Annotated in this window: 20 protein-coding genes; 9 read left to right on the forward strand and 11 right to left on the reverse strand. The window is 68.7% G+C overall.

Features of this window, described 5'->3' with window-relative positions:
• Positions 1-314 precede the first annotated feature (314 nt).
• The 4 genes from KUV62_RS04740 to KUV62_RS04755 all read left to right on the forward strand — a co-directional run bounded on the left by KUV62_RS04740 (position 315) and on the right by KUV62_RS04755 (position 4455).
• On the forward strand, positions 315-746 hold the full coding sequence (locus tag KUV62_RS04740) for a MarR family winged helix-turn-helix transcriptional regulator (protein WP_222602532.1): 432 nt from the start codon (positions 315-317) through the stop codon (positions 744-746).
• Positions 747-832: 86 nt separating this feature from the next.
• Complete coding sequence (locus KUV62_RS04745; RefSeq protein WP_222602533.1) at positions 833-1135, forward strand: DUF1992 domain-containing protein; 303 nt, start codon at positions 833-835, stop codon at positions 1133-1135.
• 62 nt (positions 1136-1197) lie between these two features.
• Positions 1198-2412: a class I SAM-dependent methyltransferase gene (locus tag KUV62_RS04750; protein ID WP_222602534.1), complete on the forward strand. Its 1215-nt coding sequence runs from the start codon at positions 1198-1200 to the stop codon at positions 2410-2412.
• Between the two features lie 141 nt (positions 2413-2553).
• Positions 2554-4455, forward strand: a complete 1902-nt coding sequence (locus tag KUV62_RS04755) for an acyl-CoA synthetase (RefSeq protein WP_222602535.1) — start codon at positions 2554-2556, stop codon at positions 4453-4455.
• Positions 4456-4599: 144 nt separating this feature from the next.
• Here the strand turns inward: KUV62_RS04755 and KUV62_RS04760 are convergent, their stop codons facing one another.
• The 5 genes from KUV62_RS04760 to KUV62_RS04780 form a co-directional block, all read right to left on the reverse strand.
• Positions 4600-4890 carry an ArsR/SmtB family transcription factor gene (locus tag KUV62_RS04760; RefSeq protein ID WP_222602964.1) on the reverse strand — a complete coding sequence of 97 codons (291 nt, stop codon included), beginning with the start codon at positions 4888-4890 and terminating at the stop codon, positions 4600-4602.
• 155 nt (positions 4891-5045) lie between these two features.
• Entirely contained in the window at positions 5046-5999 is a 954-nt protein-coding gene (locus KUV62_RS04765) for a hypothetical protein (protein WP_222602536.1), read from the reverse strand.
• A 69-nt stretch (positions 6000-6068) separates the two neighbouring features.
• A complete protein-coding gene (locus KUV62_RS04770; RefSeq protein WP_222602537.1) occupies positions 6069-6779 on the reverse strand; it encodes an alpha/beta fold hydrolase in 711 nt (236 codons plus the stop codon).
• Positions 6779-7567 carry a 3-oxoadipate enol-lactonase gene (gene pcaD / locus KUV62_RS04775; RefSeq protein ID WP_222602538.1) on the reverse strand — a complete coding sequence of 263 codons (789 nt, stop codon included), beginning with the start codon at positions 7565-7567 and terminating at the stop codon, positions 6779-6781. The genes KUV62_RS04770 and pcaD overlap by 1 nt, the downstream gene beginning before the upstream one ends.
• Positions 7568-8096: 529 nt before the next feature.
• On the reverse strand, positions 8097-8525 hold the full coding sequence (locus tag KUV62_RS04780; protein WP_222602539.1) for a peptidylprolyl isomerase: 429 nt from the start codon (positions 8523-8525) through the stop codon (positions 8097-8099).
• A gap of 179 nt (positions 8526-8704) precedes the next feature.
• Here KUV62_RS04780 and KUV62_RS04785 point away from each other — a divergent pair, with 179 nt between their 5' ends.
• Together KUV62_RS04785 and KUV62_RS04790 are read left to right on the forward strand one after the other, a co-directional pair.
• On the forward strand, positions 8705-9382 hold the full coding sequence (locus KUV62_RS04785) for a haloacid dehalogenase type II (protein WP_222602540.1): 678 nt from the start codon (positions 8705-8707) through the stop codon (positions 9380-9382).
• Positions 9382-10203, forward strand: coding sequence for an alpha/beta fold hydrolase (locus KUV62_RS04790; protein WP_222602541.1), 822 nt, complete (start codon positions 9382-9384; stop codon positions 10201-10203). The genes KUV62_RS04785 and KUV62_RS04790 overlap by 1 nt, the downstream gene beginning before the upstream one ends.
• A gap of 74 nt (positions 10204-10277) precedes the next feature.
• Here the strand turns inward: KUV62_RS04790 and truB are convergent, their stop codons facing one another.
• Positions 10278-11192: a tRNA pseudouridine(55) synthase TruB gene (gene truB / locus KUV62_RS04795; RefSeq protein ID WP_222602542.1), complete on the reverse strand. Its 915-nt coding sequence runs from the start codon at positions 11190-11192 to the stop codon at positions 10278-10280.
• Positions 11193-11420: 228 nt separating this feature from the next.
• Entirely contained in the window at positions 11421-13133 is a 1713-nt protein-coding gene (gene metG, locus KUV62_RS04800) for a methionine--tRNA ligase (protein WP_222602543.1), read from the reverse strand.
• Between the two features lie 197 nt (positions 13134-13330).
• On the opposite strand from metG, the gene KUV62_RS04805 reads away from it, so the two are divergent.
• Entirely contained in the window at positions 13331-14371 is a 1041-nt protein-coding gene (locus KUV62_RS04805; protein WP_222602544.1) for an aldo/keto reductase, read from the forward strand.
• A 94-nt stretch (positions 14372-14465) separates the two neighbouring features.
• On the opposite strand, the gene KUV62_RS04810 is transcribed toward KUV62_RS04805, so the two are convergent.
• Positions 14466-15428, reverse strand: a complete 963-nt coding sequence (locus KUV62_RS04810; protein WP_222602545.1) for an acetyl-CoA carboxylase carboxyltransferase subunit alpha — start codon at positions 15426-15428, stop codon at positions 14466-14468.
• A 124-nt stretch (positions 15429-15552) separates the two neighbouring features.
• Between KUV62_RS04810 and KUV62_RS04815 the strand changes: the two genes are divergently transcribed.
• Positions 15553-16389 (forward strand): GyrI-like domain-containing protein, encoded by an 837-nt coding sequence (locus KUV62_RS04815; protein ID WP_222602546.1) that lies wholly within the window; start codon positions 15553-15555, stop codon positions 16387-16389.
• A gap of 19 nt (positions 16390-16408) precedes the next feature.
• Here the strand turns inward: KUV62_RS04815 and KUV62_RS04820 are convergent, their stop codons facing one another.
• Positions 16409-17008 carry a LysE family translocator gene (locus KUV62_RS04820; protein WP_222602547.1) on the reverse strand — a complete coding sequence of 200 codons (600 nt, stop codon included), beginning with the start codon at positions 17006-17008 and terminating at the stop codon, positions 16409-16411.
• Between the two features lie 72 nt (positions 17009-17080).
• On the opposite strand from KUV62_RS04820, the gene KUV62_RS04825 reads away from it, so the two are divergent.
• Positions 17081-17533 carry an Lrp/AsnC family transcriptional regulator gene (locus KUV62_RS04825; protein WP_222602548.1) on the forward strand — a complete coding sequence of 151 codons (453 nt, stop codon included), beginning with the start codon at positions 17081-17083 and terminating at the stop codon, positions 17531-17533.
• 271 nt (positions 17534-17804) lie between these two features.
• Here KUV62_RS04825 and ilvD read toward each other — a convergent pair whose 3' ends face one another.
• On the reverse strand, positions 17805-19634 hold the full coding sequence (ilvD, locus tag KUV62_RS04830; RefSeq protein WP_222602549.1) for a dihydroxy-acid dehydratase: 1830 nt from the start codon (positions 19632-19634) through the stop codon (positions 17805-17807).
• Positions 19635-19953: 319 nt separating this feature from the next.
• The gene (gene rimK, locus KUV62_RS04835; protein WP_222602550.1) at positions 19954-21339 is read right to left on the reverse strand and encodes a 30S ribosomal protein S6--L-glutamate ligase; all 1386 of its coding nucleotides are present in this window, start codon (positions 21337-21339) and stop codon (positions 19954-19956) included.
• Between the last annotated feature and the right edge of the window lie 89 nt (positions 21340-21428).

Consider the following 21428-nt stretch of genomic DNA (forward strand, 5'->3'; position numbering starts at 1 on the left):
GCGGCCTGAACGCCGCGCGCCTTTTTCGTGTTTGGCGGTGGCGTCGGGCGGGAAACATCGCCGAAAACACCCCGGGGAGCCGCGCCCGGCCGCAGCGGACGGCCTGCCTCCGGCGGGAGTATTTTTGACGAAGAGAAGCCAGGGGCGCCAATGCTCCGGGCTTCTTCTGGCTGGAAATATCCCGGGGGAGTCCGCGCCCCGCGCGGACGGGGGCAGCGCCCCCGATGGCGCGGACGGGCACAGGCGAAACCGTGTCGCCGCGTCTCTCGAAACTGCCGATAGCCTTACGGTTAATGCGCTGCTAGGCAGAGCCCATGAAGGATTTTGACAAGTCGCGCTCCGCCGGCTACCTCGCCAATCACCAGGCCCGGCTCTTCGCCCAGGCACTGGCCGAGCGCATCAACCCGATGGGTCTCGCCCCGGCCCAGTTCCAGTGCCTGCTCGAGCTCTGGCGCGAGGACGGGCTGACCCAGCGCGACCTGGTGCAGCGGCTCGATGTCGAGCAGGCGACGATGGCCAACACGCTCAAGCGCATGGAACGCGACGGGCTGATCGAGCGCCGCGCCCACGAGGGCGACGGCCGCGCCCGCACCATCCACCTGACCGAGCGCGCCCGCGTGCTGCAGGGGCCGGCGCAGGCCGAGGCCCGCGCGGTCAATGCCCGTGCCACCGCCGAGATGAGCGAGGAAGAGCACGCGGCCTTTCTCGATCTCATGAGCCGCGCCGTCGAGGCGCTGCGCAGGTAGGTCACGCGCAGGGGCTGGATGCCGGTCGCGATCTGCGGCATCCTCGCCGGCGACGCCGCCAGCCCAAGCGCCCGCAGGAGAGGCCGATGGACCATCCGCTGATCGACCTGATCAATGCCCGCATCGCCAAGGCCGAGGGCGAGGGCGCCTTCGACAACCTTCCCGGCGCCGGCAAGCCGCTGCCCGCCTGCGACGATCCCGAGAACGCGGTCATCAACCGCATCCTGAAGGACAATGGCGCCGTGCCGGAGTTCGTCTCGCTGTCGCGCGAGCTCGCCAAGCTCCGCGAGGAGCTGCGCGAGACCGCCGACCGCAGCGAACGCAGGCGCCTGATGCAGGACATGTCGCTGCTCGAGGCGCGGATCGAGATCGCCCGCAAGGCGCGCTGAGGCTTGGACAATCCCGCCGCCCCGTGGCAGGGTCGCCGCCGCATCAAGGAGGGCCGCGCCGGATGGTCAGCGTCAAGGAACAGTACGAAGCCTTTCCCTATCCCGAGCGCGATCCCGAGGACGAGAAGACCCGGCTGATCACCGGCTCGCCGTCGCACCCGCTGGAGATGGACCACTTCCTCTGGCAGGGCAAACGCGACTGGTCGCAGCCGCTGAACGTTCTGGTGGGGGGCGGCGGCACCGGCGACGGGCTGATCCAGCTCGCGACGCTGCTCGACAAGGCGGGCGCGGCGGCCAAGATCACCTATCTCGACCTCTCCACCGCCTCGCGCGCCGTGGCCGAGGCGCGCGCCGCCATGCGCGGGCTGCCGAACATCGCCTTCCACACCGCCAGCCTGCTCGACGCCGCCGATTTCGGGCAGTTCGATTATATCGACTGCTGCGGCGTGCTGCATCACCTGCCCGATCCCGCCGAAGGCTTCCGCGCCCTGCGCGCCGCGCTGGCGCCCGGCGGCGGGCTCGGCTTCATGGTCTATGCGCCCTACGGTCGCTCCGGCGTCTACCCGCTGCAGGAGGCGTTCGGGGCGCTCTTCGAGGGGCTGTCGCCGGAACAGCGGCTGGCGCGTGCCAAGACCATCGCCGCGACCCTGCCCGAGGGCCATCCCTTCGCCAGCAACCGCAATCTCGGCGATCACCACAAGAGCGACGCGGGGTTCTACGACCTGCTGCTGCACGGGCAGGACCGGGCCTTCAGCGTGGCCGAGCTGCTCGGGGTGCTGGGCGAGACCGGCTGGGATCTGGCCTCCTTCACCACGCCCGCGATCTACGATCTGGCGCAGATCACCGAGGTGCCGGAGGGCATGGGCAAGCCCGAGCAGATGGCGGTGGCCGAGAAGCTGCGCGGCACCATCCGCATGCACACGGCCTATGCCGTGCCTCAGGGCAGCGGCGCAACCATCGCCAGGGGCACCGACCGCAGCCTCGTGCCGCATCTGCGCGGGGTGCAACGCCAGGCGCTGGCCAAGGCGGTGTCGCATGGCCGCGCGCTGCCGCTCAGGGTCGGGCAGCTCTCGGCCGAGATCTCCCTGCCGCGCGGCGCGGCGCCGGTGCTGGCGGCGATCGACGGGCGCCGGAGCCTCGACGAGATCGCCCGCGCCGCACGCTTCGACGCGCTGGGATTCGGCACCGTCTGGGCGCAGGTCGAGGCGGCGCTGGCGCCCTGGGGGCTGCTGCTCTACTCCGGGCTGCTGCGCAATGGCGGTCGCGCGCGCGGCTGAGATGCCCTGCGTGCCGGGACGTTGCGTCGCGGAACGGATGCCGTTACGTCCCCGACTCTTGCGCCAGAGGCTGATCCTTCTCAGACTATGGGCGAGGAGAACACGGCCCGGCAGACCGGGCTCGAGGGGAGGAGTCACATCATGAGCTTTGCGTCCGTAAGCGACCGCAACGCGATCGAAGCCGAGATGCCGTGGGCGGAACGCGATGTTCCCGCCACGCTCTGGGGGCAGCTGAGCCGCACGGCAGAAGCCTTCCCCGATCGCCCGGCGGTCAGCTACCAGCTGTTCTCGGGGCCGACCGACAAGGCCGAGACGGTGACTTGGGCGCAGCTGCGCGAGCGCACGGCGCAGGCGGCCAACCTGTTCCGCAGCCTCGGCGTGGGCGAGAACGACGTGATCGCCTACGTGCTGCCGAACTGCAACGAGACGCTCTACACCCTGCTCGGCGGCGCGGTGGCGGGGATCGTGAACCCGATCAACCCGCTGCTCGAGCCCGAGCAGATCGCCGCCATCCTGCGCGAGACCGACGCCAAGGTGGTGGTGACGCTCAAGGCCTTCCCCAAGACCGACGTGGCGCAGAAGGTGGCCGAGGCCTGCCGCCATGCGCCGCATGTGCACACCGTCCTCGAGATCGACCTCAACCGCTATCTCACGCCGCCGAAATCCTGGATCGTGCCGCTGATCCGCCCCAAGACCCACGGCCATCCCCATGCCGACGTGCTGTGCTTCAACAAGGCGCTGCGCAAGCAGCCGACCTCGCTGAACTTCGCCGACAGCACCGGCGACCGGGTCGCGGCCTATTTCCACACCGGCGGCACCACCGGCATGCCCAAGGTGGCGCAGCATCTCTACTCGGGGATGCTCTACAACGGCTGGCTCGGGCACAACCTGCTCTTCGACGAGCAGGACAACATCATGTGCCCGCTGCCGCTGTTCCACGTCTTCGCGGTGCACGTGATCCTGATGTCGGCGATCTGCTCCGGCGCGCATGTGGTCTTCCCGACGCCCGCGGGTTATCGCGGCGACGGCGTGTTCGACAATTTCTGGAAGCTCTGCGAGCGCTGGAAGATCACCTTCGTGATCACCGTGCCGACCGCGGTCTCGGCGCTGATGCAGCGCAAGGTCGATGCCGACATCTCGACAGTGAAGGTCGCGTTCTCGGGCTCGGCGCCGATGCCGATGGAGCTATTCAAACGGTTCGAGAGCGCCTGCGGCGTGACGATCTGCGAGGGCTACGGCCTGACCGAGGCGACCTGCCTCGTCTCGGTGAACCCGCCCGAGGGCGAGAAGAAGGTCGGCTCGATCGGCATCCCCTTCCCCTACACCCACGTCAAGATCATCAAGCAGACCGCCGGCGGCCCGCAGGAATGCGCCACCGACGAGATCGGCGAGATCTGCGTCGCCAACCCGGGTGTCTATGCCGGCTCGACCTATACCGAGGAAGACAAGAACCACGACCTGTTCCACGAGGGCATCTACCTGCGCACCGGCGATCTCGGCCGGGTCGACGGGGACGGCTATCTCTGGATCACCGGGCGGGCCAAGGATCTGATCATCCGCGGCGGTCACAACATCGATCCCGCCGAGATCGAGGAGGCGCTGCTGGCGCATCCGGCGGTGGCCTTCGCCGGCGCCATCGGCCAGCCAGATGCCCATGCGGGAGAGCTGCCCTGCGCCTTCGTCGAGCTGGTCGCAGGCGCCGAGGTGAGCGAGGAGGAGCTGATGAAGCACGCCCGCGTGCACATCCACGAGCGCGCCGCCTATCCCAAGCACATGACCATCCTGCCCGAGCTGCCGAAGACCGCCGTCGGCAAGGTGTTCAAGCCGCAGCTGCGGATGCACGCGATCGAACGGGTCTACAACGCCGCGCTCGAGGCGGAGGCGCTGCCGGCAAGGGTGGTCTCGGTCGTCGATGACCGCAAGCGCGGGCTGGTGGCCCAGGTGGCCCGCAACGGGGCCGACGAGGCGGCGGTGAGCCACTGCCTCGGCGCCTACACCCGGCCCTGGGAGTGGACGGAAGCGGCTGTCGAAGCGGCAGAATAGCGGGCGGGGGGCCGGTCTTCGAGTGAGGCCGGCCTCACCGCCTCCCGGTGCACCTGCCTGGAGGCGCAATCATTCTGCTTGGATGTCCCGGTCGGCCTAGGCCTCGGGCCCAGCAGCGTGCGACTGGACAGGGAGGCCGCGCCGTCAGCACTCGCCCTTGGCGCAGAAGATCTCGTAAAGCAGGCCGATGACGCGTCCGGTATCCTCGTCGGCGAGGCTGTAGTAGATCGTCTTGCCCTCGCGCCGCGTGGTCACCAGCGCTTCCTCGCGCAGCCGCGCGAGCATCTGGCTCACCGCCGCCTGGCGCGTGCCCAGCAGCTGCTCGAGCTCGCCGACGGATTTCTCGCCCGATCCGAGATGGCACAGGATCATCAACCGGCCCTCATGGGCCAGGGTCTTCAGGAAGGCCGCCGCGCTGCGGGCGTTTTCGGCCATTTCCTCGGGCGGCGGGGCAATCGTTGTCTGGTCGGTCACGGTGCGGGCTCACTTTGCGAATGCAGCATATATAGCACGGCGCGAAACGATTGCGAGGTTCCTGCGCGTCACGAGGCGTCAGACCCTGGACCCGGCGGTGCTGCGAGAGGATCCGCCTAGCCGCGCGTCGCGGCGGCGATGAAGCGGTCGAGCGCGCCGGGCTCCAGCGGTCTGCTCCCGGCGCTGTCGCGGCGCATCATCGCGTCGGCCAGCGCGCGGGCATGCGCCAGCGCCGCTCCGGTGCCCAGCATCAGCTGCGGCAGCGCAAGCCATTCGGTGAAGCGCGCCGCGGTGCCGCACTGGACACTGGGAAACATGCTGCGGATGGCCGAGGAATGCACCCAGAGCGCCGCCAATGCCGAGGCTTCGGTGCCGGTCTCGCCGGGGGCGCGGATCAGTGCCAGCGCCTGCGTGAGCTGCGCCGCCCAGTCGGCGATGGCGCGCGGTCCGCTGCGCTCCTCGCTCCAGTCGCGCACCGGATCGGAGAGGTTGAGCGCCTCCGCGAAGGCGGCGCGCAACGCGGCGTCGCCCCCGCCGAGCGAGACGCAGACCGCCCGCTCGCGCAGCTCCGGCAGCGCGTCGCGCAGCGGCAGCAACGAGCGCCCGCAAGACAGCGCGGCACAGGGCTGCCGTTCGCTCCGGGCCAGCGCCGCGAGCTGCCCCAGCAACGCTTCGATCTCGGTCTCGCAGATCACCAGCGCCTGCCGCAGGCGCAGCATCAGGGCGCTGTCCTCGATGTCCTGCGGGCGCGCGTCGTGCAGCAGGTACTGCGCGTAGTCCGGCGCCTGCATCAACCCGGCGAAGGCCTCGACCAGCGCCGGCACCGCGCTGCCATCCTCGGCGGTCCGCTCGGCCAGCCCGCGGGGATCGATCTGCAGCTCGAGCGAGGCACGGTGGATCGCCCGCGCGGCGGTCTCGGGGATGACTCCGGCATCGCCCTGCACCTTGGCCAGCGTGCCGAGAACGATCATCATGGCGCGGATCTCGGCGCTGTCGGAGAACAGCTTGCCAAGCGCGCCGGCGGCGAAGAGCTTGTGCAGATGGGCACTGTCGAAAGGCGTGGCGGTCATCGGGTCCTCATCCGTGGGCGGTGCAACCTATAGTGTTATCCGAGAATTCTGGCCAGCGTTTTGCCGGGGTCATCGCGTCGCAATCTCGGACAGGAGCGCCGCCAGCCCCTCCGGGTCCGAGAAGAAGGGCGAGTGCGACCAAGGCCGCTCGTGGATGTCGCGGTCGGGCAAGGACGCGGCCATCTTGCGCTGGCTTTCGGGCGGAATGGCCCGGTCTTCGCTGCACAGGATGTAGCTGCGCGGCACCGAGGCGATGCGGCCGCCGAGCGGCACCGGCTCGGCCTGCGGGCGGATCGCCTGCGGGGTCAGGTGGGCCAGCGCGAAGGCTTGGTCGGCCGCGCTGCAATCATGGTAGAACAGCTCCGGCGCCATCGCCGGATCGAAGTCGAAGGCGATGCCGTCCGGTGCGCGCCGAATCGCCGGCAGCAGCGGCTGACGATCCTGCGCGCGACGCAGCTCCGCGACGCTGTCGCCATTCTCCGGCCGATAGGCGCAGAGATAGACCAATCGGGTGACCTTGTCCGGCGCCCGGTCGGCGGCGGCTGTCGCGGGCACGCCGGCCATGCTGTGGGCCACGAGGATGGCCGGCTCGGGCAGGGCGCCGAGAATCGCCTCGATATAGCTCTCGAGGCCAACCTCGCCGGCGGGCGTCCGGTCCTGACCGTGCGAGGGAAGGTCGATGGCCCGCGCCGCGTGGCCGCGCCGCTCCAGCGCCGGCACCACGTCGCGCCAGCACCACGCCCCGTGCGAGGCGCCATGCACCAGCAGGAAGCGCGCCATCAGAGATGGCCCTGCGCGGCGAGAAACTCCGTCAGCACGCCCGCGTAGTCGTCCGCCGCCTCGACGCAGGCGATGTGCCCGGCGCCGCGGATCAGGCGAAACTGCGCGCCGGGGATCAGATCGGTGGTCTCGCGCACCAGGTCGGGCGGGGTCGAGCCGTCCTCGGAGCTTGCGATGCCGAGCGCAGCGAGCCGCAGGCCGGAGGTCGGGGTGATGAAATCGGTGCCGGCGATGGCGTGGCAGCAGCCGAGATAGCCCTGCACCGGGCTGCGTTCGAGCATGTGCTGCCAGGCGGCGCTTTCGGGCGTCACGCGGAACCGGGCGGAGAACCAGCGCTGCATCGTGCCCTCCGCCAGCGCCGCCACGCCGCCGGCCTCGACCTGGGCGATGCGCTCGGCCCAGATCGCCCGCGTGCCGATCTTGCAGGCGGTGTTCGACAGCACCAGCGCGCGCACCAGGTCGAGCCGCTTGGCGGCGAGGCCCTGGGCGATCATGCCGCCGATCGAGAGGCCGACAAAGACCGCGTCGCGCATCTGCACGTGCTCCATGAGCCGCTCGGCGTCGCGCACCAGCGTGCCCATCGAGTAGGGCGCCTCCGGCGCATCCGAGAGCCCGTGCCCGCGGGTGTCGTAACGCAGGATGCGCAGCCCCTCGGGCAGCCGCGCGACCACCCGGTCCCAGATCCGCAGATCTGTGCCGAGCGCGTTCGAGAACACCACCGGCGCGCCGTCTTCGGGCCCGTCGATGCGGTAATGCAGGCGAATATCGCCTAGATCGGCCATCTGCATGCGCGCACTCCTCTAATCCGCCGCGACCCTACCGCCCCGTCTCCGGCAAGAAAAGCCGCCGCCCACTCCGCGCCCGCCGCTCCTCAATGTTCCAAATAGGCTCGTCGCAGGCATCCGCCCTCTCCACCCGCTCGCCCGATCAAACCAAAGCGCGGCCCCACCGTTATGTTCGGAGAGCCGCCGTCGCCCCAGAGCACCCTGGCTCCTCTCTTCTCTACGTCTCAAAATACTCCCGCCGGAGGCATCGGCCCTCTCCACCCGCTCGCCCGGTCAAACCGAAGCGCGGCACTCCCACGAAGTTCGGAAAGCCCCCGACACCCCAGAGCGCCCCGGCCGAGTCTTCTCTACGTTCCAAAATACTCCCTCCAGAGGCTCCCGCGCGCCGCTTCCCCGCTGCCGGGACAAGGGCGCCGACCCTGACCAAACCGACGCAAAAAAAGACCCCGGGGCAGCGCTCACCGCCCCAGGGTCTCCGCTACGTCTCACACTCTCCCGCCGGAGGCCTCCGCCCCACCGCCGGGAGCACCGTTCAGGCGATCTCGACCAGCTCGATGGCGAAGGTCAGGTCCTTGCCGGCCAGCGGGTGGTTAGCGTCGAGGGTGACCTCGGTCTCGGTCACCTCGGCGACCACGACCTGCACGGTCTGGCCAGTGGGCGTCTGGACCTGCAGCTGGGTGCCGAGGTCGAGCGGAATGTGGTCCGGGATCTCGGTGCGCGGCACCTGCTGGACGGCTTCCGGGTGCACCGGGCCATAGGCTTCTTCCGAGGCGATCTCGACGGTCTTCTTGTCGCCCGGTGTCATGCCGGGGATGGCCTTGTCGAGGCCCGGGATGATCTGGCCGGAGCCTACGGTGAACTCCAGCGGATCGCGGCCGGCGCTCGAATCGAAGGTGGTGCCGTCGGAAAGGGTGCCGGTGTAGTGAATGCGGACAGTGTCGCCGGTCTTGACCTGCGTCATGAGAAACTCCGTGTCTTTTCGGGAAGATAATGCGTGAATGGACGAGGCCGCCGGGGGCGGGTGCTCGTGTCGCTCCCGGTCAAGCTAACCATCCACCTTGCGGAATGCAAACAGAGGCCCGGGATTCTCCTTTAAACACCGCCGCTGGCGTGCAAGTTTTCCGCCGGGAGGACGCGTTCATGACCATCACCACCTGTATCTTCGATGCTTACGGCACGCTCTTCGATGTCGCCGCCGCGGCCCGCGGAAAGGCCGAGCAGCCAGGGCAGGGCGCCCTGGCCGAGGTCTGGGTCGGGCTGGCCGAGGACTGGCGGCGCAAGCAGCTGGAATATTCCTGGCTGCGCGCCATCACCGGCGCTCACGTGCCGTTCTGGGAGGTGACGCAGGATGCGCTTGACTGGGCGATGGAGCGGCACGGGCTCGACGATCTCGAGCTGCGCGAGGACCTGCTGGCGCTCTATTGGCAGCTCGCCCCCTACAAGGAGGTGCCGAAGCTGCTGGCGCAGCTCAAGGCGGCGGGCAAGACCTGCGCGATCCTGTCGAACGGCTCGCCCGACATGCTGGAGGGCGCGGTCGACAGCGCCGGGATCGGGCTCTATCTCGACGCGGTGCTGTCGGTCGAGGAGGTCGGGATCTTCAAGCCGGCGCGCGCGGTCTACGACATGGTCGGCGCGCGGTTCGGAACCGATCCCGGCGAGGTGCTGTTTGTCTCCTCGAACGGCTGGGACGCGGCCGGCGCCGCGGGCTACGGCTTCACCACCGCCTGGGTCAACCGCGCGGGCCTGCCGCTGGACCGGCTCCCGGCGCGGCCGGGCCACATCCTGACCGACCTGACCACCATCCCGGAGCTTCTCTGATGCCGCATTTCACCACCTCGGACGGGCTGTCGCTGCATTACACCGACGAAGGGGACGGGCTGCCGCTGCTCTGCCTGTCGGGGCTGACCCGCGACGGGCGCGATTTCGATTACGTCGCGCCGCATCTCGAAGATGTCCGGCTGATCCGGATGGATTACCGCGGCCGGGGCCGGTCGGACTGGGGCGATCACAGCCAGTACACCATCCCGGTCGAGGCGCGCGACGCGCTGGAACTGCTCGACCATCTCGGGCTCGAGCGCGCCGCCGTGCTCGGGACTTCGCGCGGCGGGCTGATCGCGATGTTTCTCGCGGCCACCGCGCATGCGCGGCTGACCGGCGTGGCGCTCAACGATATCGGACCCGAGATCGCCCCGGCGGGGCTGGCGGTGATCGAGGCCTATCTCGGTCGCAACCCGGCCTTCGCGACGCTCGACGAGGCCACCACCGCCTTCGCGACGCTGATGACCCGCTTCGAGGGGGTGCCGATGACGCGCTGGCGCGCCGAGGTGGAAAAGTTCTACCGCGAGACGCCGGAGGGGCTGGAGATCGTCTACGATCCGAAGCTGAGGGACGCAGTGCTGGGCGACGGCGCGCAGCCGGTGCCCGACATGTGGCCGCTCTTCGATGCCCTGAAGGGCTTGCCGCTCTGCGCCATCCGCGGCGCCAACTCGGACCTGCTGACGCCCGAGACCTTCGCCGAGATGCGCCGCCGCCGCCCGGACATGATCGCGGTCGAGGTGCCGGGCCGCGGCCATATCCCCTATCTCGACGAGCCCTCTTCGCTCGATGCGCTCAGGCGCTGGCTGGCGATGCTGCGCTGATCGCCAAGATCTTTCGTTCGAAAGATCGTGATACGGCGGGCAGGAAGATTTTTCTGCGAAAAATCTTCGGGCGCTCACTCGGACGTGGGTTTGACAAAAACCCGGTTGGGATGCAGCTCGCCGCCCTTGAAGACGCCCACCGCCACGGCGCGGCCCTCGAACGAGGCCCAGGCCTCGTCGCCGTAGTCGACATCGCCCGGGATCACCATGCCGGGGTTGCCGTTGCGCAGGCGGGCGGCGCCTTCCGCGGTGCATTTCAGTTCCGGCAGCTCGGCCAGCCCGACCTCGAGCGGCAGCAGCCTGGCGTCGAGCTCGGGGCTCTTGGCAAGCGCGTCGACCTGCTCGATGCTGAGGCCGTCCTCGGCCTCGAAGGGCCCGGACCAGATCCGGCGCAGCTTCAGCACGTGGCCGTGGCAGCCGAGCGCCTCACCAAGATCGCGGGCGATCGAGCGCACGTAGCCGCCCTTGCCGCAGGTCATCTCGAGCTCGACATGGTCGGCGTCGGGGCGCCCGGTCATCACCAGTTCCTCGACCCAGAGCGGGCGCGGCTCGATCTCCATGGTCTCGCCGTCGCGGGCGCGCTTGTAGGCGCGTTCGCCGTCGATCTTCACCGCGGAGAACTGCGGCGGCACCTGCTGGATCTCGCCCACGAAGCCGTGCAGCGCTTCCTTGATCTCGTCATCGGAGGGGCGCGCGTCGGAGGAAGCGATCACCTCGCCCTCGGCATCGTCGGTATTGGTGCGCTGTCCCAGCCGCACGGTGAAGCGGTATGCCTTGAGCGCGTCTGTGATGAAGGGCACGGTCTTGGTTGCCTCGCCTAGCGCCACCGCCAACACGCCGGTCGCCTCCGGGTCAAGCGTGCCCGCATGGCCGGCCTTCTTCGCCGCCAGCGCCCAGCGGACCTTGTTGACCACCGAGGTCGAGGTCATGCCCGCCGGCTTGTCGACGATCAGCCAGCCGGAAATGTCGCGGCCCTTCTTGCGTGCCATGGTCTGCCCTCGCATGTGATGAGGCGCGCGAGGTAGCAAGCCTCTGCGTGGCTTGTCAATCGCGCAAGGTCGGGGGCGCTGCCCCCGCCGCGGCAAGCCGCGACTCCCCCGGGATATTTGCGGCCAGAAGAAGCCTGGGCGCGGCGCTCCTGTCTTCTTCTGGCCAAAAATATCCCCGCCGGAGGCATCCGGGGTTTCCGTTGGCGCTGTCGCCGGGCCGGGTGTGGATCAGTCGCGCTTGCCGGCGAAGCGGGTCTGCCACTCTTCACGCTCGTCATCGGTGATCTTGCGGAAGGTGACCTCTGGCACGGTGAAGGCGTGGCCGGCGGGCAGGGTGGAGAGCGCCGCGGGAACGTCGTCGGGCCAGCTGTCGTCCACGGTGTTCAGCGCGGCGAGGAGCTGCGCCGAGGCGTCGGGGATGAAGGGCTGCGAGATCACCGCGTAGAGGCGGATGACGTTGAGCGCCAGGCGGATCTGCGCGGCGGCGGCCTCCGGGTCGGTCTTGAAGGTCGACCAGGGCGCGGCTTCCTGCAGGTACTCGTTGCCGAGCACCCAGGCGGCGCGCAGCGCGGTGGCGGATTTGCGCACCTCGGCATGGGCCATGTGGTCTTCGTATTCGCGGATCTTCGCGGCAAGATCCGCGATCAGCTGCTCCTCGCGGGGGCCGAGCGCGCCGCCCTCGGGCACCACCTCGCCGAACTTCGAGCGGCAGAACTTGGTGACGCGGCTGGCGAAATTGCCGAGCACGTCGGCGAGATCCTTGTTCACCGAGGACTGGAAGTTCTCCCAGGTGAATTCGCTGTCGGAGCTTTCCGGGGCGTGGCTCAGCAGCCACCAGCGCCAGTAATCCGCCGGCAGGATCTCGAGCGCCTGGTCCATGAAAACGCCGCGGCCGCGCGAGGTGGAGAACTGGCCGCCGTCGTAGTTCAGGTAGTTGAACGACTTGATGTAGTCGACGAGCTTCCACGGCTCGCCGGACCCGAGGATGGTGGCCGGGAAGCTCAGCGTGTGGAAGGGCACGTTGTCCTTGCCCATGAACTGGGTGTAGGTCACGTCTTCCGCGCCCTTGTCGGTGCGCCACCAGCGCGCCCAGTCGTCGCCCTTGCCGGCATCGACCCATTCCTGCGCGCAGGCGATGTATTCGATCGGCGCGTCGAACCAGACGTAGAAGACCTTGCCCTCCATGCCCGGCCAATCCTCGTCGCCTTTTCTGACCGGGATGCCCCAGTCGAGATCGCGGGTGATGCCGCGGTCCTGCAGGCCGTCGCCGTCATTGAGCCATTTCTTGGCGATCGAGGTGGTCAGCACCGGCCAGCCCTCGCGGGTGTCGATCCACTGCTCGAGCTGATCCTTCATCCGGCTCTGGCAGAGGTAGAGGTGCTTGGTCTCGCGCATCTCGAGATCGGTGGCGCCCGAGATCACCGAACGCGGGTTGATCAGCTCCACCGGGTCGAGCTGCTTGGTGCAGTTGTCGCACTGGTCGCCGCGGGCATCCTCGAAGCCGCAGTTCGGGCAGGTGCCCTCGATGTAGCGGTCCGGCAGGTAGCGCCCGTCGGTGGGCGAGTACATCTGCGTCTCGGAGACCTCGCGGATCAGGCCGCGCTCGGCCAGCACGCCGGCGAAATGCTGCGTCAGCTTGTGGTTCTGCGGGCTGGACGAGCGTCCGAAATGGTCGAAGGACAGGCGGAAGCCCTCGGCGATCTTCGCCTGCACCTCGTGCATCTCGGCGCAGTACTCGGCCACCGGTTTGCCGGCCTTGGCGGCGGCGAGCTCGGCCGGGGTGCCGTGCTCGTCGGTGGCGCAGAGGAACAGCACCTCGTTGCCCCGGGCGCGCTGGTAGCGGGCGAAGAGATCCGCCGGGAGCTGGCTGCCCACGAGATTGCCCAGATGCTTGATCCCGTTGATGTAGGGGATCGCCGAGGTGATGAGATGCCGTGCCATGTATCGCCTGTCCTGTGGTCCGGTTTGATGCCGCTTTAGCGGAACTGGCCCGCCGTTGCCAGTGGCGCCGTGCCCTGCGCAGGGCTTGGGCAAAGCGCGCGTGCCAGGAGCGCGAGGCCGGGGTTTCGCGCGCCGCCCCTTGGCATCCGGGCGCGGCTCGCTAGGTTGGCGCCAACAATCGACCCACGGAGACCGCGATGAAGATGAACCCGCTTGGCCGGACCGGCATGACCGTGTCCGAGCTCTGCCTCGGCACCATGACCTTCGGCAACCAGACCGCCCCGGAAGACGGCCACGCCCAGATCGAGCGCGCGCTCGATGCCGGCATCAATTTCATAGACACGGCCGAGATGTACCCGGTCAACCCGGTGCGCGCGGAGACCATCGGCCGCACCGAGGAGATCCTCGGCGACTGGTTCGCCAAGACCGGCCGCCGCAACGAGTGGATCCTTGCCACCAAGCACACCGGCGACTCGAAGCTGGTGCGCGACGGCGCCCCGATCAGCGGTGAGACCATCCCCGCCGCCATCGAGGGCTCGCTGAAGCGGCTCAAGACCGACACCATCGACCTCTACCAGTTTCACTGGCCCAACCGCGGCAGCTACCACTTCCGCCAGAACTGGAGCTTCGACCCGTCCGGGCAGGACCGGGCGCAGACCGTGCAGCACATGCACGACGCGCTCGGCGCACTGCAGCGCGAGGTCGAGCGCGGCACCATCCGCGCCTTCGGCCTCTCCAACGAGAGCACTTGGGGCACGATGATGTGGCTGAAGATCGCCGAGGAGACCGGCGGGCCGCGCGTCGCCTCGATCCAGAACGAGTATTCGCTGGTCTGCCGCCTGGCCGATACCGATCTCGCCGAGCTGATGTGCAACGAGGATGTCGGCCTGCTGCCGTTCTCGCCGCTGGGCGCAGGTCTGCTGACCGGCAAGTACCAGGGCGGCGCGGTGCCCGAGGGCTCGCGCATGGCGCTCAACGGCAATCTCGGCGGGCGCAAGTCGGAGCGGGTGTTCCCGGCGGTCGACGCCTATCTCGAGGTGGCGCAGCGCTTCGGGCTCGACCCGGTGCACATGGCGCTAGCGTGGTCGGCGCGGCGGCCCTTCGTGGCCTCGTCGATCTTCGGCGCAACCACGATGGACCAGCTCGAGCACCTTCTGGGCGCGGTCGACGTGACGCTTTCCGACGAGCTGCTTGCGGCGCTCGACGAGGCCCACAAGGCGCACCCGCTGCCCTACTGAGCCGGCCTTCCTGTGCGGACATGAAAACGGCGGCGCGAGGGATCGCGCCGCCGTCTTTCCGGAATGCGATTTGAAATGCGATGAGGGGCCGCGCTCAGGCGGCGAGCCCCTTGTCGCCCATGCTGAGAAACTTGTCGCGACGCGCCTTGATCAGCGCCTTGGGCTTCATGTCACCCATTTCACTCAGCATCGCAGCGATGGTCTTGCCGACGGCGGCGATGGTCGCCTCGCGGTCGCGGTGGGCGCCGCCCAGCGGCTCGGCGATGACGCGGTCGGTGATGCCGAGCTTGAGCAGATCCTGCGCGGTCAGGCGCAGCGCCTCGGCGGCCTCGCGCATTTTCTCGGCATCTTTCCACAGGATCGAGGCGCAGCCCTCGGGCGAGATCACCGAGTAGACCGAGTGCTCGAGCATGGCGAGACGATTCGCCGTGGCAAAGGCCACCGCGCCGCCGGAGCCGCCCTCGCCGATGATGATCGAGATCAGCGGCACGCCGATCTGCAGGCATTTCTCGGTCGAGCGGGCGATGGCCTCGGACTGGCCACGCTCCTCGGCGCCCTTGCCGGGATAGGCGCCGGGGGTGTCGACGAGGGTGATCACCGGCAGGCCGAAGCGGTCGGCCATGTCCATCAGGCGGATCGCCTTGCGGTAGCCCTCGGGGCGCGCCATGCCGAAATTGCGCGCGATGCGGCTCTGGGTGTCGTTGCCCTTCTCGTGGCCGATCACCATCACCGGCTGGTCGTTGAACCGCGCCAGCCCGCCCATCACCGCGTGATCGTCGGCAAAGCCGCGATCGCCGGCGAGCGGCGTGTACTCGGTGAACAGCGCCTCGATGTAATCCTTGCAATGCGGCCGGTCCGGGTGGCGGGCCACCTGGCATTTCCGCCACGGCGTCAGTTTCTTGTAGAGATCCTTGAGGAGGTCCTGTGCCTTGCGGTCGAGCGCCGCGGCCTCGTCCTCCACGTGCATCTCTTCGTTCTTCCGCGCCATGTTGCGCAGTTCTTCGGCCTTGCCTTCGATTTCGGCGAGCGGTTTTTCGAAGTCGAGATAGTGAGTCATTTGCCCGGGCACTCTTGTTTTTCGCGGCCTATATGGCGTCTGAGGCGTCGAGTTGCAACAAAGCAAGATTTGTCCACCCGATCCCGGGCAGGGTGGCGCTGCGAGGCTTCCCGAAGAGGCGAAGATGGACGGACGTTACGAAGACCGCATCCGGCGGGTGCTGCAACACATTCACGATCACCCCGACGGCGACCTGTCGCTCGACGCGCTGGCCGGGGTCGCGGCGATGTCACGGTTCCACTGGCACCGGGTGTTTCTCGGCATGACCGGCGAGACGCTGGCGCAGGCGGTCCGCCGGATGCGCGCCCATCGTGCGGCCTTCTGGCTGGTCTCCACCGACTGGCCGCTGGAGCGGGTCGCGGCGCGGGCCGGATATGCCGGCCAGCGGGCCTTTTCGCGCAGCTTTCGCGAGCTCTACGGCGTGACGCCACTGGCCTATCGACGGGCCGGGTGCGTCGAGACCGTGCCCCTTCTCTCAAGACAAGGAGATCATGACATGCATCCCGTCGCCATCCGAAGCCTTCCGCCGCTGCGCCTCGCAGCCCTGCCGCATCGCGGCCCCTATATCGGGATCGGAGCCGTTTTCGAGCAGGTCTCCGCGATCTTTTCGTCGCGCGCGTTCTGGCCGCAGTCACGGGGCATGGTCGGGGTCTATTACGACCCGCCGGGCGCGGTGCCCGAGGCGGAGCTGCGCAGCCACGCAGGCATCGCCGTCGCGGATGGATTCGACATGCCGGGCGATCTCGAGGAGGTCGGGCTCAATGGCGGGCGGCACGCGGTACTGACCTTCACCGGCCCCTACGACCGGCTGCATCTGGCCTATGATTACCTCTATGGCGACTGGCTGCCGAAATCGGGGCAGGAGACCGCGGACCGGCCGCCCTTCGAGCGCTATCTGAATTCCCCGGCCGAGGTGGCGCCGGCCGAGCTGGTGACCGAGATCTGCGCGCCGCTGGCCTGACGGCCGCGCGCAGGGCAGTTCAGCCCAGCAGGACGGGGAGCAGCGAGGCGACCAGAAGCGCCGCCATCGTCCAGTTGAAGGCCCGCAGCCGGGAGGGGCGGTTCAGCAGCCTGCGCATCTCGCGCCCGAGCACGGTCCACGACGTGGTCGAGACCACCGACATCACGACGTAACAGCCCGCGACCCAGAGCACCGAGGCGAGATCGCGCCCGGCGGCGTAGAGCGTGATCGCGCCGAGCGCCATCGACCAGGCCTTGGGGTTGACCCACTGGAAGGCGGCGGCCTGCAGGAAGCTCAAGGGGCGGCCCTTGACCTCGGCGCCGGCTTCGGGCGGCGGCGCGGCATGGGCGATCTTCCACGCCAGCCAGAGCATGTAGAGCACCGAGAGCACCAGCAGCAGGTCATGGGCCAGCGGCCAGCGCTCGAAGATCCGCATGACGCCCAGGCCGACGAGAAGCACCATGGTCGGGAAGCCCAGTCCGATCCCCATCATGTGCGGGATGCTCCGGCGGAAGCCGAAATTGGCCCCCGAGGCGAGCAGCATCATGTTGTTCGGCCCCGGCGTGATCACCGAGACGAGCGCGAAGGCGGAGAGGGCAAGGAGCAGATCGGGTGTCATGGCGCAACAATTGCCGAAGCAGTGCGGAGAGAGATTGCGAAATGCCGCGCCGGATCGCTATTGTCGCAACTTATGAGCGCTCTTGACGATATCGATCGCAGGATATTGCAGGTTCTTAGCCGCGAGGGTCGGATCAGCAATCTCGCGCTGGCCGAGCGGGTCGGGCTGTCGCCCTCCGCCTGCCTGCGCCGCGTGGCGGCGCTGGAGAGCACGGGCGTGATCACCGGCTACCGCGCCGTGCTCAGCCCGGAAAAGACCGGGGTGGGCTTTGTCGCCTATGTCACGGTGGGGCTGAACTCCCACACCAAGAGCGTGCAGGAGGCCTTCGAACGCGCCATCGCGCGGGCGCCGGAGGTGCGCGAGTGCCACAACATCACCGGCAACTGGGAATACCTGCTGCGCATCGAGGCCGCCGACCTTGCCGCGTACAAGACCTTCCACACCGAGGTGCTGGGCACCCTGCCGCAGGTCAACGCCATCACCTCCTACGTGGTGATGGGCTCGCCCAAGGACCAGCGCGCCTGAGCCTTCGACGTCTCTCGCTTGCCGGAAGGAGCGCCCGGTCGATCGCTTCGGCCTGCCTCCGGCGGGAGTATTTTCGACGAAGAGAAGGCAGGGACGCTGCGCCCTTGTCTTCTCTGGTTTCAAAGTACCTCGGGGGTGAATTGGCGCCCCGCGCCAAGAGGGGGCAGCGCCCCCTTCGCCCCGCGCCACGAGCGATCGCAGTCGGCAGGGGCGAAACGAAAACAGCGCCCCGCGTCGGGGGCGCTGCAGAAGGTCTTCGAGCCAAGCCTGGTCAGATCTGGCGCACCGCGCCCTTGGCGGCGCTGGTGGTCAGGGCGGCGTAGGCCTTGAGCGCCTTCGACACCTTGCGCTTGCGCTGCTCGTCCGGCTGCCAGCCCTTCTCGTCGCGCTTCAGGCGGCGCTCGGCGATCACCGCGTCGTCCACCGCGAGGTGAATCTTGCGGTTGGGGATGTCGATCTCGATCATGTCGCCCTCTTCCACCAGGCCGATGGTGCCGCCCTCGGCCGCCTCGGGGGAGACGTGGCCGATCGACAGGCCCGAGGAGCCGCCGGAGAAGCGGCCGTCGGTGACCAGCGCGCAATCCTTCCCGAGGCCCTTCGACTTCAGGTAGCTGGTCGGGTAGAGCATCTCCTGCATGCCGGGGCCGCCGCGCGGGCCCTCGTAGCGGATCAGCACAACGTCGCCGGCATGGACCTTGTTGGTCAGGATCGCGCTCACCGCGCTGTCCTGGCTCTCGAAGATTCGGGCCGGGCCGGTGAACTTGAGGATCGACTCGTCGACGCCGGCGGTCTTCACGATGCAGCCATCCTCGGCGAGGTTGCCGTAGAGTACCGCCAGGCCGCCATCCTTGGAAAACGCGTGCTCGGCATCGCGGATCACGCCGTTCTGGCGGTCGAGGTCGAGGCTCTCGTAGCGACGCTCCTGCGAGAAGGCCGTGGTCGAGCGCACCCCGCCCGGGGCGGCGCGGAAGAAATCATGCACGCTCTCAGAATTGGTGCGCGACACGTCCCAGCGGTCGAGCGCGTGGGCCATGGTCTCGGCATGCACGGTGGGCACCGAGCTGTCGATCAGCCCGGCGCGGTCGAGCTGGCCGAGGATCGCCATGATGCCGCCGGCGCGGTGCACGTCTTCCATGTGCACGTCGTCCTTGGCGGGAGCGACCTTGCACAGCACCGGCACGTTGCGCGACAGCCGGTCGATATCGGTCATGTCGAAGGCGACCTCGCCCTCGTTGGCGGCGGCCAGCAGGTGCAGCACGGTGTTGGTCGAGCCGCCCATGGCGATGTCGAGGGTCATGGCGTTCTCGAAGGCCGGCAGGGTGGCGATCGAACGCGGCAGCACGCTGGCATCGTCCTGCTCGTAGTAGCGCTTGGCGAGATCGACGATCAGGTGGCCGGCCTCGATGAACAGGCGCTTGCGGTCGGCATGGGTGGCCAGCGTCGAGCCGTTGCCGGGCAGCGACAGGCCGAGCGCCTCGGTGAGGCAGTTCATCGAGTTGGCGGTGAACATGCCCGAGCAGGAGCCGCAGGTCGGGCAGGCGGCTTCCTCGATCGCCTGCACCTGCGCGTCGGTGTAGCGGTCGTCGGCGGCGGCGACCATGGCGTCGACCAGGTCGAGCGCCTTCTCGCCGTCTTCCCACTCGACCTTGCCGGCCTCCATCGGGCCGCCGGAGACGAAGACCACGGGGATGTTGAGGCGCATGGCGGCCATCAGCATGCCCGGGGTGATCTTGTCGCAGTTGGAGATGCAGACCATGGCGTCGGCGCAATGGGCATTGACCATGTACTCGACCGAATCCGCGATGATCTCGCGCGAGGGCAGCGAGTAGAGCATGCCGTCATGGCCCATGGCGATGCCGTCATCCACCGCGATGGTGTTGAACTCCTTGGCCACGCCGCCGGCCTTCTCGACCTCGCGGGCGACCATCTGGCCGAGATCCTTGAGGTGCACGTGGCCGGGCACGAACTGGGTGAAGCTGTTGACGATCGCGATGATCGGCTTGTTCCAGTCGCCATCGGTCATGCCGGTGGCGCGCCACAGGCCGCGGGCGCCGGCCATGTTGCGGCCATGGGTGGTGGTGCGGGAGCGATAGGCGGGCATGGATTTCCCTTCCATTGGCGGTGTCGGGGCTGTTTATCCTCCGGCAGCGCTTGCGGCAAGGGCAGAGCCGACTGGGGGCGCTGCCCCCGCCGCCCTGCGGGCGACACCCCCGAGGTATTTGGGAACCAGAGAAGGGCAGGGGGTGCGCTCTTGTGGATCGGGTGGCGAGAGGGCGGCGCAGGGGGCGGGGGCAGGGCTCGTGCGGATGGGGTGGCGCTGGCGACGTGCGTGCAGGTGGGCCGCGGCCCTTCTGGGACGGGGTAGCGGGTTTGGGCGTCGCAGGCGGTGGGGGCCGGTGCTGCGACGCAGTTCCAGGGGGCTATTGGGCGCGGCGACGCGGTTTCGGCGGGCGCGGGGCGACTTTTTCCTCGATATGCTGGATCACCAGGCCCGCAATGTCCTTCTCGGAGGTGCGCTCGATGCCCTCGAGACCGGGCGAGGAATTGACCTCGAGCACCTTGGGGCCGTCCTCGCCGCGCAGCAGGTCGACGCCGGCCACGTCGAGCTTCATGGCGCGGGCCGCCTTGACCGCGGTCTCGCGCTCGGCGCGGGTGATCTTCACCGGCTCGGCGGTGCCGCCCTGGTGCAGGTTGGAGCGGAAATCGTCGGGCTTGCCGCGGCGGCGCATCGCCGCGACCACCTTGCCGCCGACCACGAAGCAGCGGATATCTTCCCCGGCGGCCTCCTTGACGAAGCTCTGCACCAGGAAATCGGCCTTCAGCCCCTGGAAGGCGGAGATCACGCTCTCTGCCGCCTTCTTGGTCTCGGCCAGCACCACGCCCTTTCCTTGCGTGCTCTCGAGCAGCTTCAGCACCAGCGGCGCGCCGCCCACCAGGCTGATGACATTGCCCGAGTCCTTCGGCGAACGGGCGAAGGCGGTGGTCGGCATGCCGATGCGGTGGCGCGCCAGCACCTGGTGGGCGTGCAGCTTGTCGCGCGAGACGGTGATGCCCTCGGAGCCCGACAGGCAATAGGTGCCGAGGCTCTCGAACTGGCGTACCACCGCGGTGCCGTAGGAGGTCACCGAGGCGCCGATGCGCGGGATCACCGCATCGTAATGCGGCAGACGGCGACCGTCATAATGCACCTCGCCGCCAACAGCGCGGATGTTCATGTAGCAGCGCGACGTGTCGATCACCTCCATCGTGTGGCCGCGCGCCTCCGCCGCCTCGATCAGCCGGCGGGTCGAGTAGTTCGACGGCTCGCGGGTCAGGATGGCGAGGCGCAGGGCGCGGCGGTGCTGCTTGTGGCGCGGGATGGCGCGGTATTCGTCGAAGGACAGCTCGGGCTGCTGGAAGCTGTGGCTCGGCGACACGATCATGTCATCGGCCAGTGCCGAGCGGCCGAGCAACATGCGGTAGGCCATCGAGCCGCGATCGGTCAGCGTCACCTCGATCGGCCAGCTGCGGTCGTCCATCCTCACCGTGGTCTCGATCACGAAGCGCAGCTCGGTCTCGCCGTTCGACGAGGTGACTTCGCGGCGGTCCTTGAGCGGGGCCGAGCAGATGATCTCGAGGCCGGGATCGGCCGGGTCGGGGTGGATCGCGAAGCGCACCATCGGCTTGTCCTCGGGGCCGAAGGGCTCGATCGCGAAGGCGTGCAGCGCCGAGGTCCGGGCGCCGGTGTCGACCTTGGCGCGGATCGCCGGCAGGCCGAGATCGGGCAGGGCAAGCCACTCTTCCCATCCGAGGGTGAACTGAGACATGAACGGGCTCCTTTCGAGACGCGCGGTAGCGCGCTGTAGCGGGACAGTATGACAGGCACAATACGTCTGCCCAGCTAGCCTCGCGGATC

Source organism: Salipiger bermudensis, assembly GCF_019801965.1.
GTDB lineage: Bacteria > Pseudomonadota > Alphaproteobacteria > Rhodobacterales > Rhodobacteraceae > Salipiger > Salipiger bermudensis_A.

Coding starts and splice junctions, on each gene's coding strand:
- KUV62_RS04780 (WP_222602539.1), bottom strand. CDS start 8,525: ATGACGCAGGTCAAGACCGGCGACACTGTCCGCATTCACTACACCGGC.
- KUV62_RS04820 (WP_222602547.1), bottom strand. CDS start 17,008: ATGACACCCGATCTGCTCCTTGCCCTCTCCGCCTTCGCGCTCGTCTCG.
- rimK (WP_222602550.1), bottom strand. CDS start 21,339: ATGTCTCAGTTCACCCTCGGATGGGAAGAGTGGCTTGCCCTGCCCGAT.
- metG (WP_222602543.1), bottom strand. CDS start 13,133: ATGGCACGGCATCTCATCACCTCGGCGATCCCCTACATCAACGGGATC.
- KUV62_RS04770 (WP_222602537.1), bottom strand. CDS start 6,779: ATGGCGCGCTTCCTGCTGGTGCATGGCGCCTCGCACGGGGCGTGGTGC.
- KUV62_RS04740 (WP_222602532.1), top strand. CDS start 315: ATGAAGGATTTTGACAAGTCGCGCTCCGCCGGCTACCTCGCCAATCAC.
- KUV62_RS04785 (WP_222602540.1), top strand. CDS start 8,705: ATGACCATCACCACCTGTATCTTCGATGCTTACGGCACGCTCTTCGAT.
- KUV62_RS04745 (WP_222602533.1), top strand. CDS start 833: ATGGACCATCCGCTGATCGACCTGATCAATGCCCGCATCGCCAAGGCC.
- pcaD (WP_222602538.1), bottom strand. CDS start 7,567: ATGCAGATGGCCGATCTAGGCGATATTCGCCTGCATTACCGCATCGAC.
- KUV62_RS04825 (WP_222602548.1), top strand. CDS start 17,081: ATGAGCGCTCTTGACGATATCGATCGCAGGATATTGCAGGTTCTTAGC.
- KUV62_RS04755 (WP_222602535.1), top strand. CDS start 2,554: ATGAGCTTTGCGTCCGTAAGCGACCGCAACGCGATCGAAGCCGAGATG.
- KUV62_RS04765 (WP_222602536.1), bottom strand. CDS start 5,999: ATGACCGCCACGCCTTTCGACAGTGCCCATCTGCACAAGCTCTTCGCC.
- KUV62_RS04750 (WP_222602534.1), top strand. CDS start 1,198: ATGGTCAGCGTCAAGGAACAGTACGAAGCCTTTCCCTATCCCGAGCGC.
- KUV62_RS04810 (WP_222602545.1), bottom strand. CDS start 15,428: ATGACTCACTATCTCGACTTCGAAAAACCGCTCGCCGAAATCGAAGGC.
- KUV62_RS04815 (WP_222602546.1), top strand. CDS start 15,553: ATGGACGGACGTTACGAAGACCGCATCCGGCGGGTGCTGCAACACATT.
- ilvD (WP_222602549.1), bottom strand. CDS start 19,634: ATGCCCGCCTATCGCTCCCGCACCACCACCCATGGCCGCAACATGGCC.
- KUV62_RS04760 (WP_222602964.1), bottom strand. CDS start 4,890: ATGGCCGAAAACGCCCGCAGCGCGGCGGCCTTCCTGAAGACCCTGGCC.
- KUV62_RS04805 (WP_222602544.1), top strand. CDS start 13,331: ATGAAGATGAACCCGCTTGGCCGGACCGGCATGACCGTGTCCGAGCTC.
- truB (WP_222602542.1), bottom strand. CDS start 11,192: ATGGCACGCAAGAAGGGCCGCGACATTTCCGGCTGGCTGATCGTCGAC.
- KUV62_RS04790 (WP_222602541.1), top strand. CDS start 9,382: ATGCCGCATTTCACCACCTCGGACGGGCTGTCGCTGCATTACACCGAC.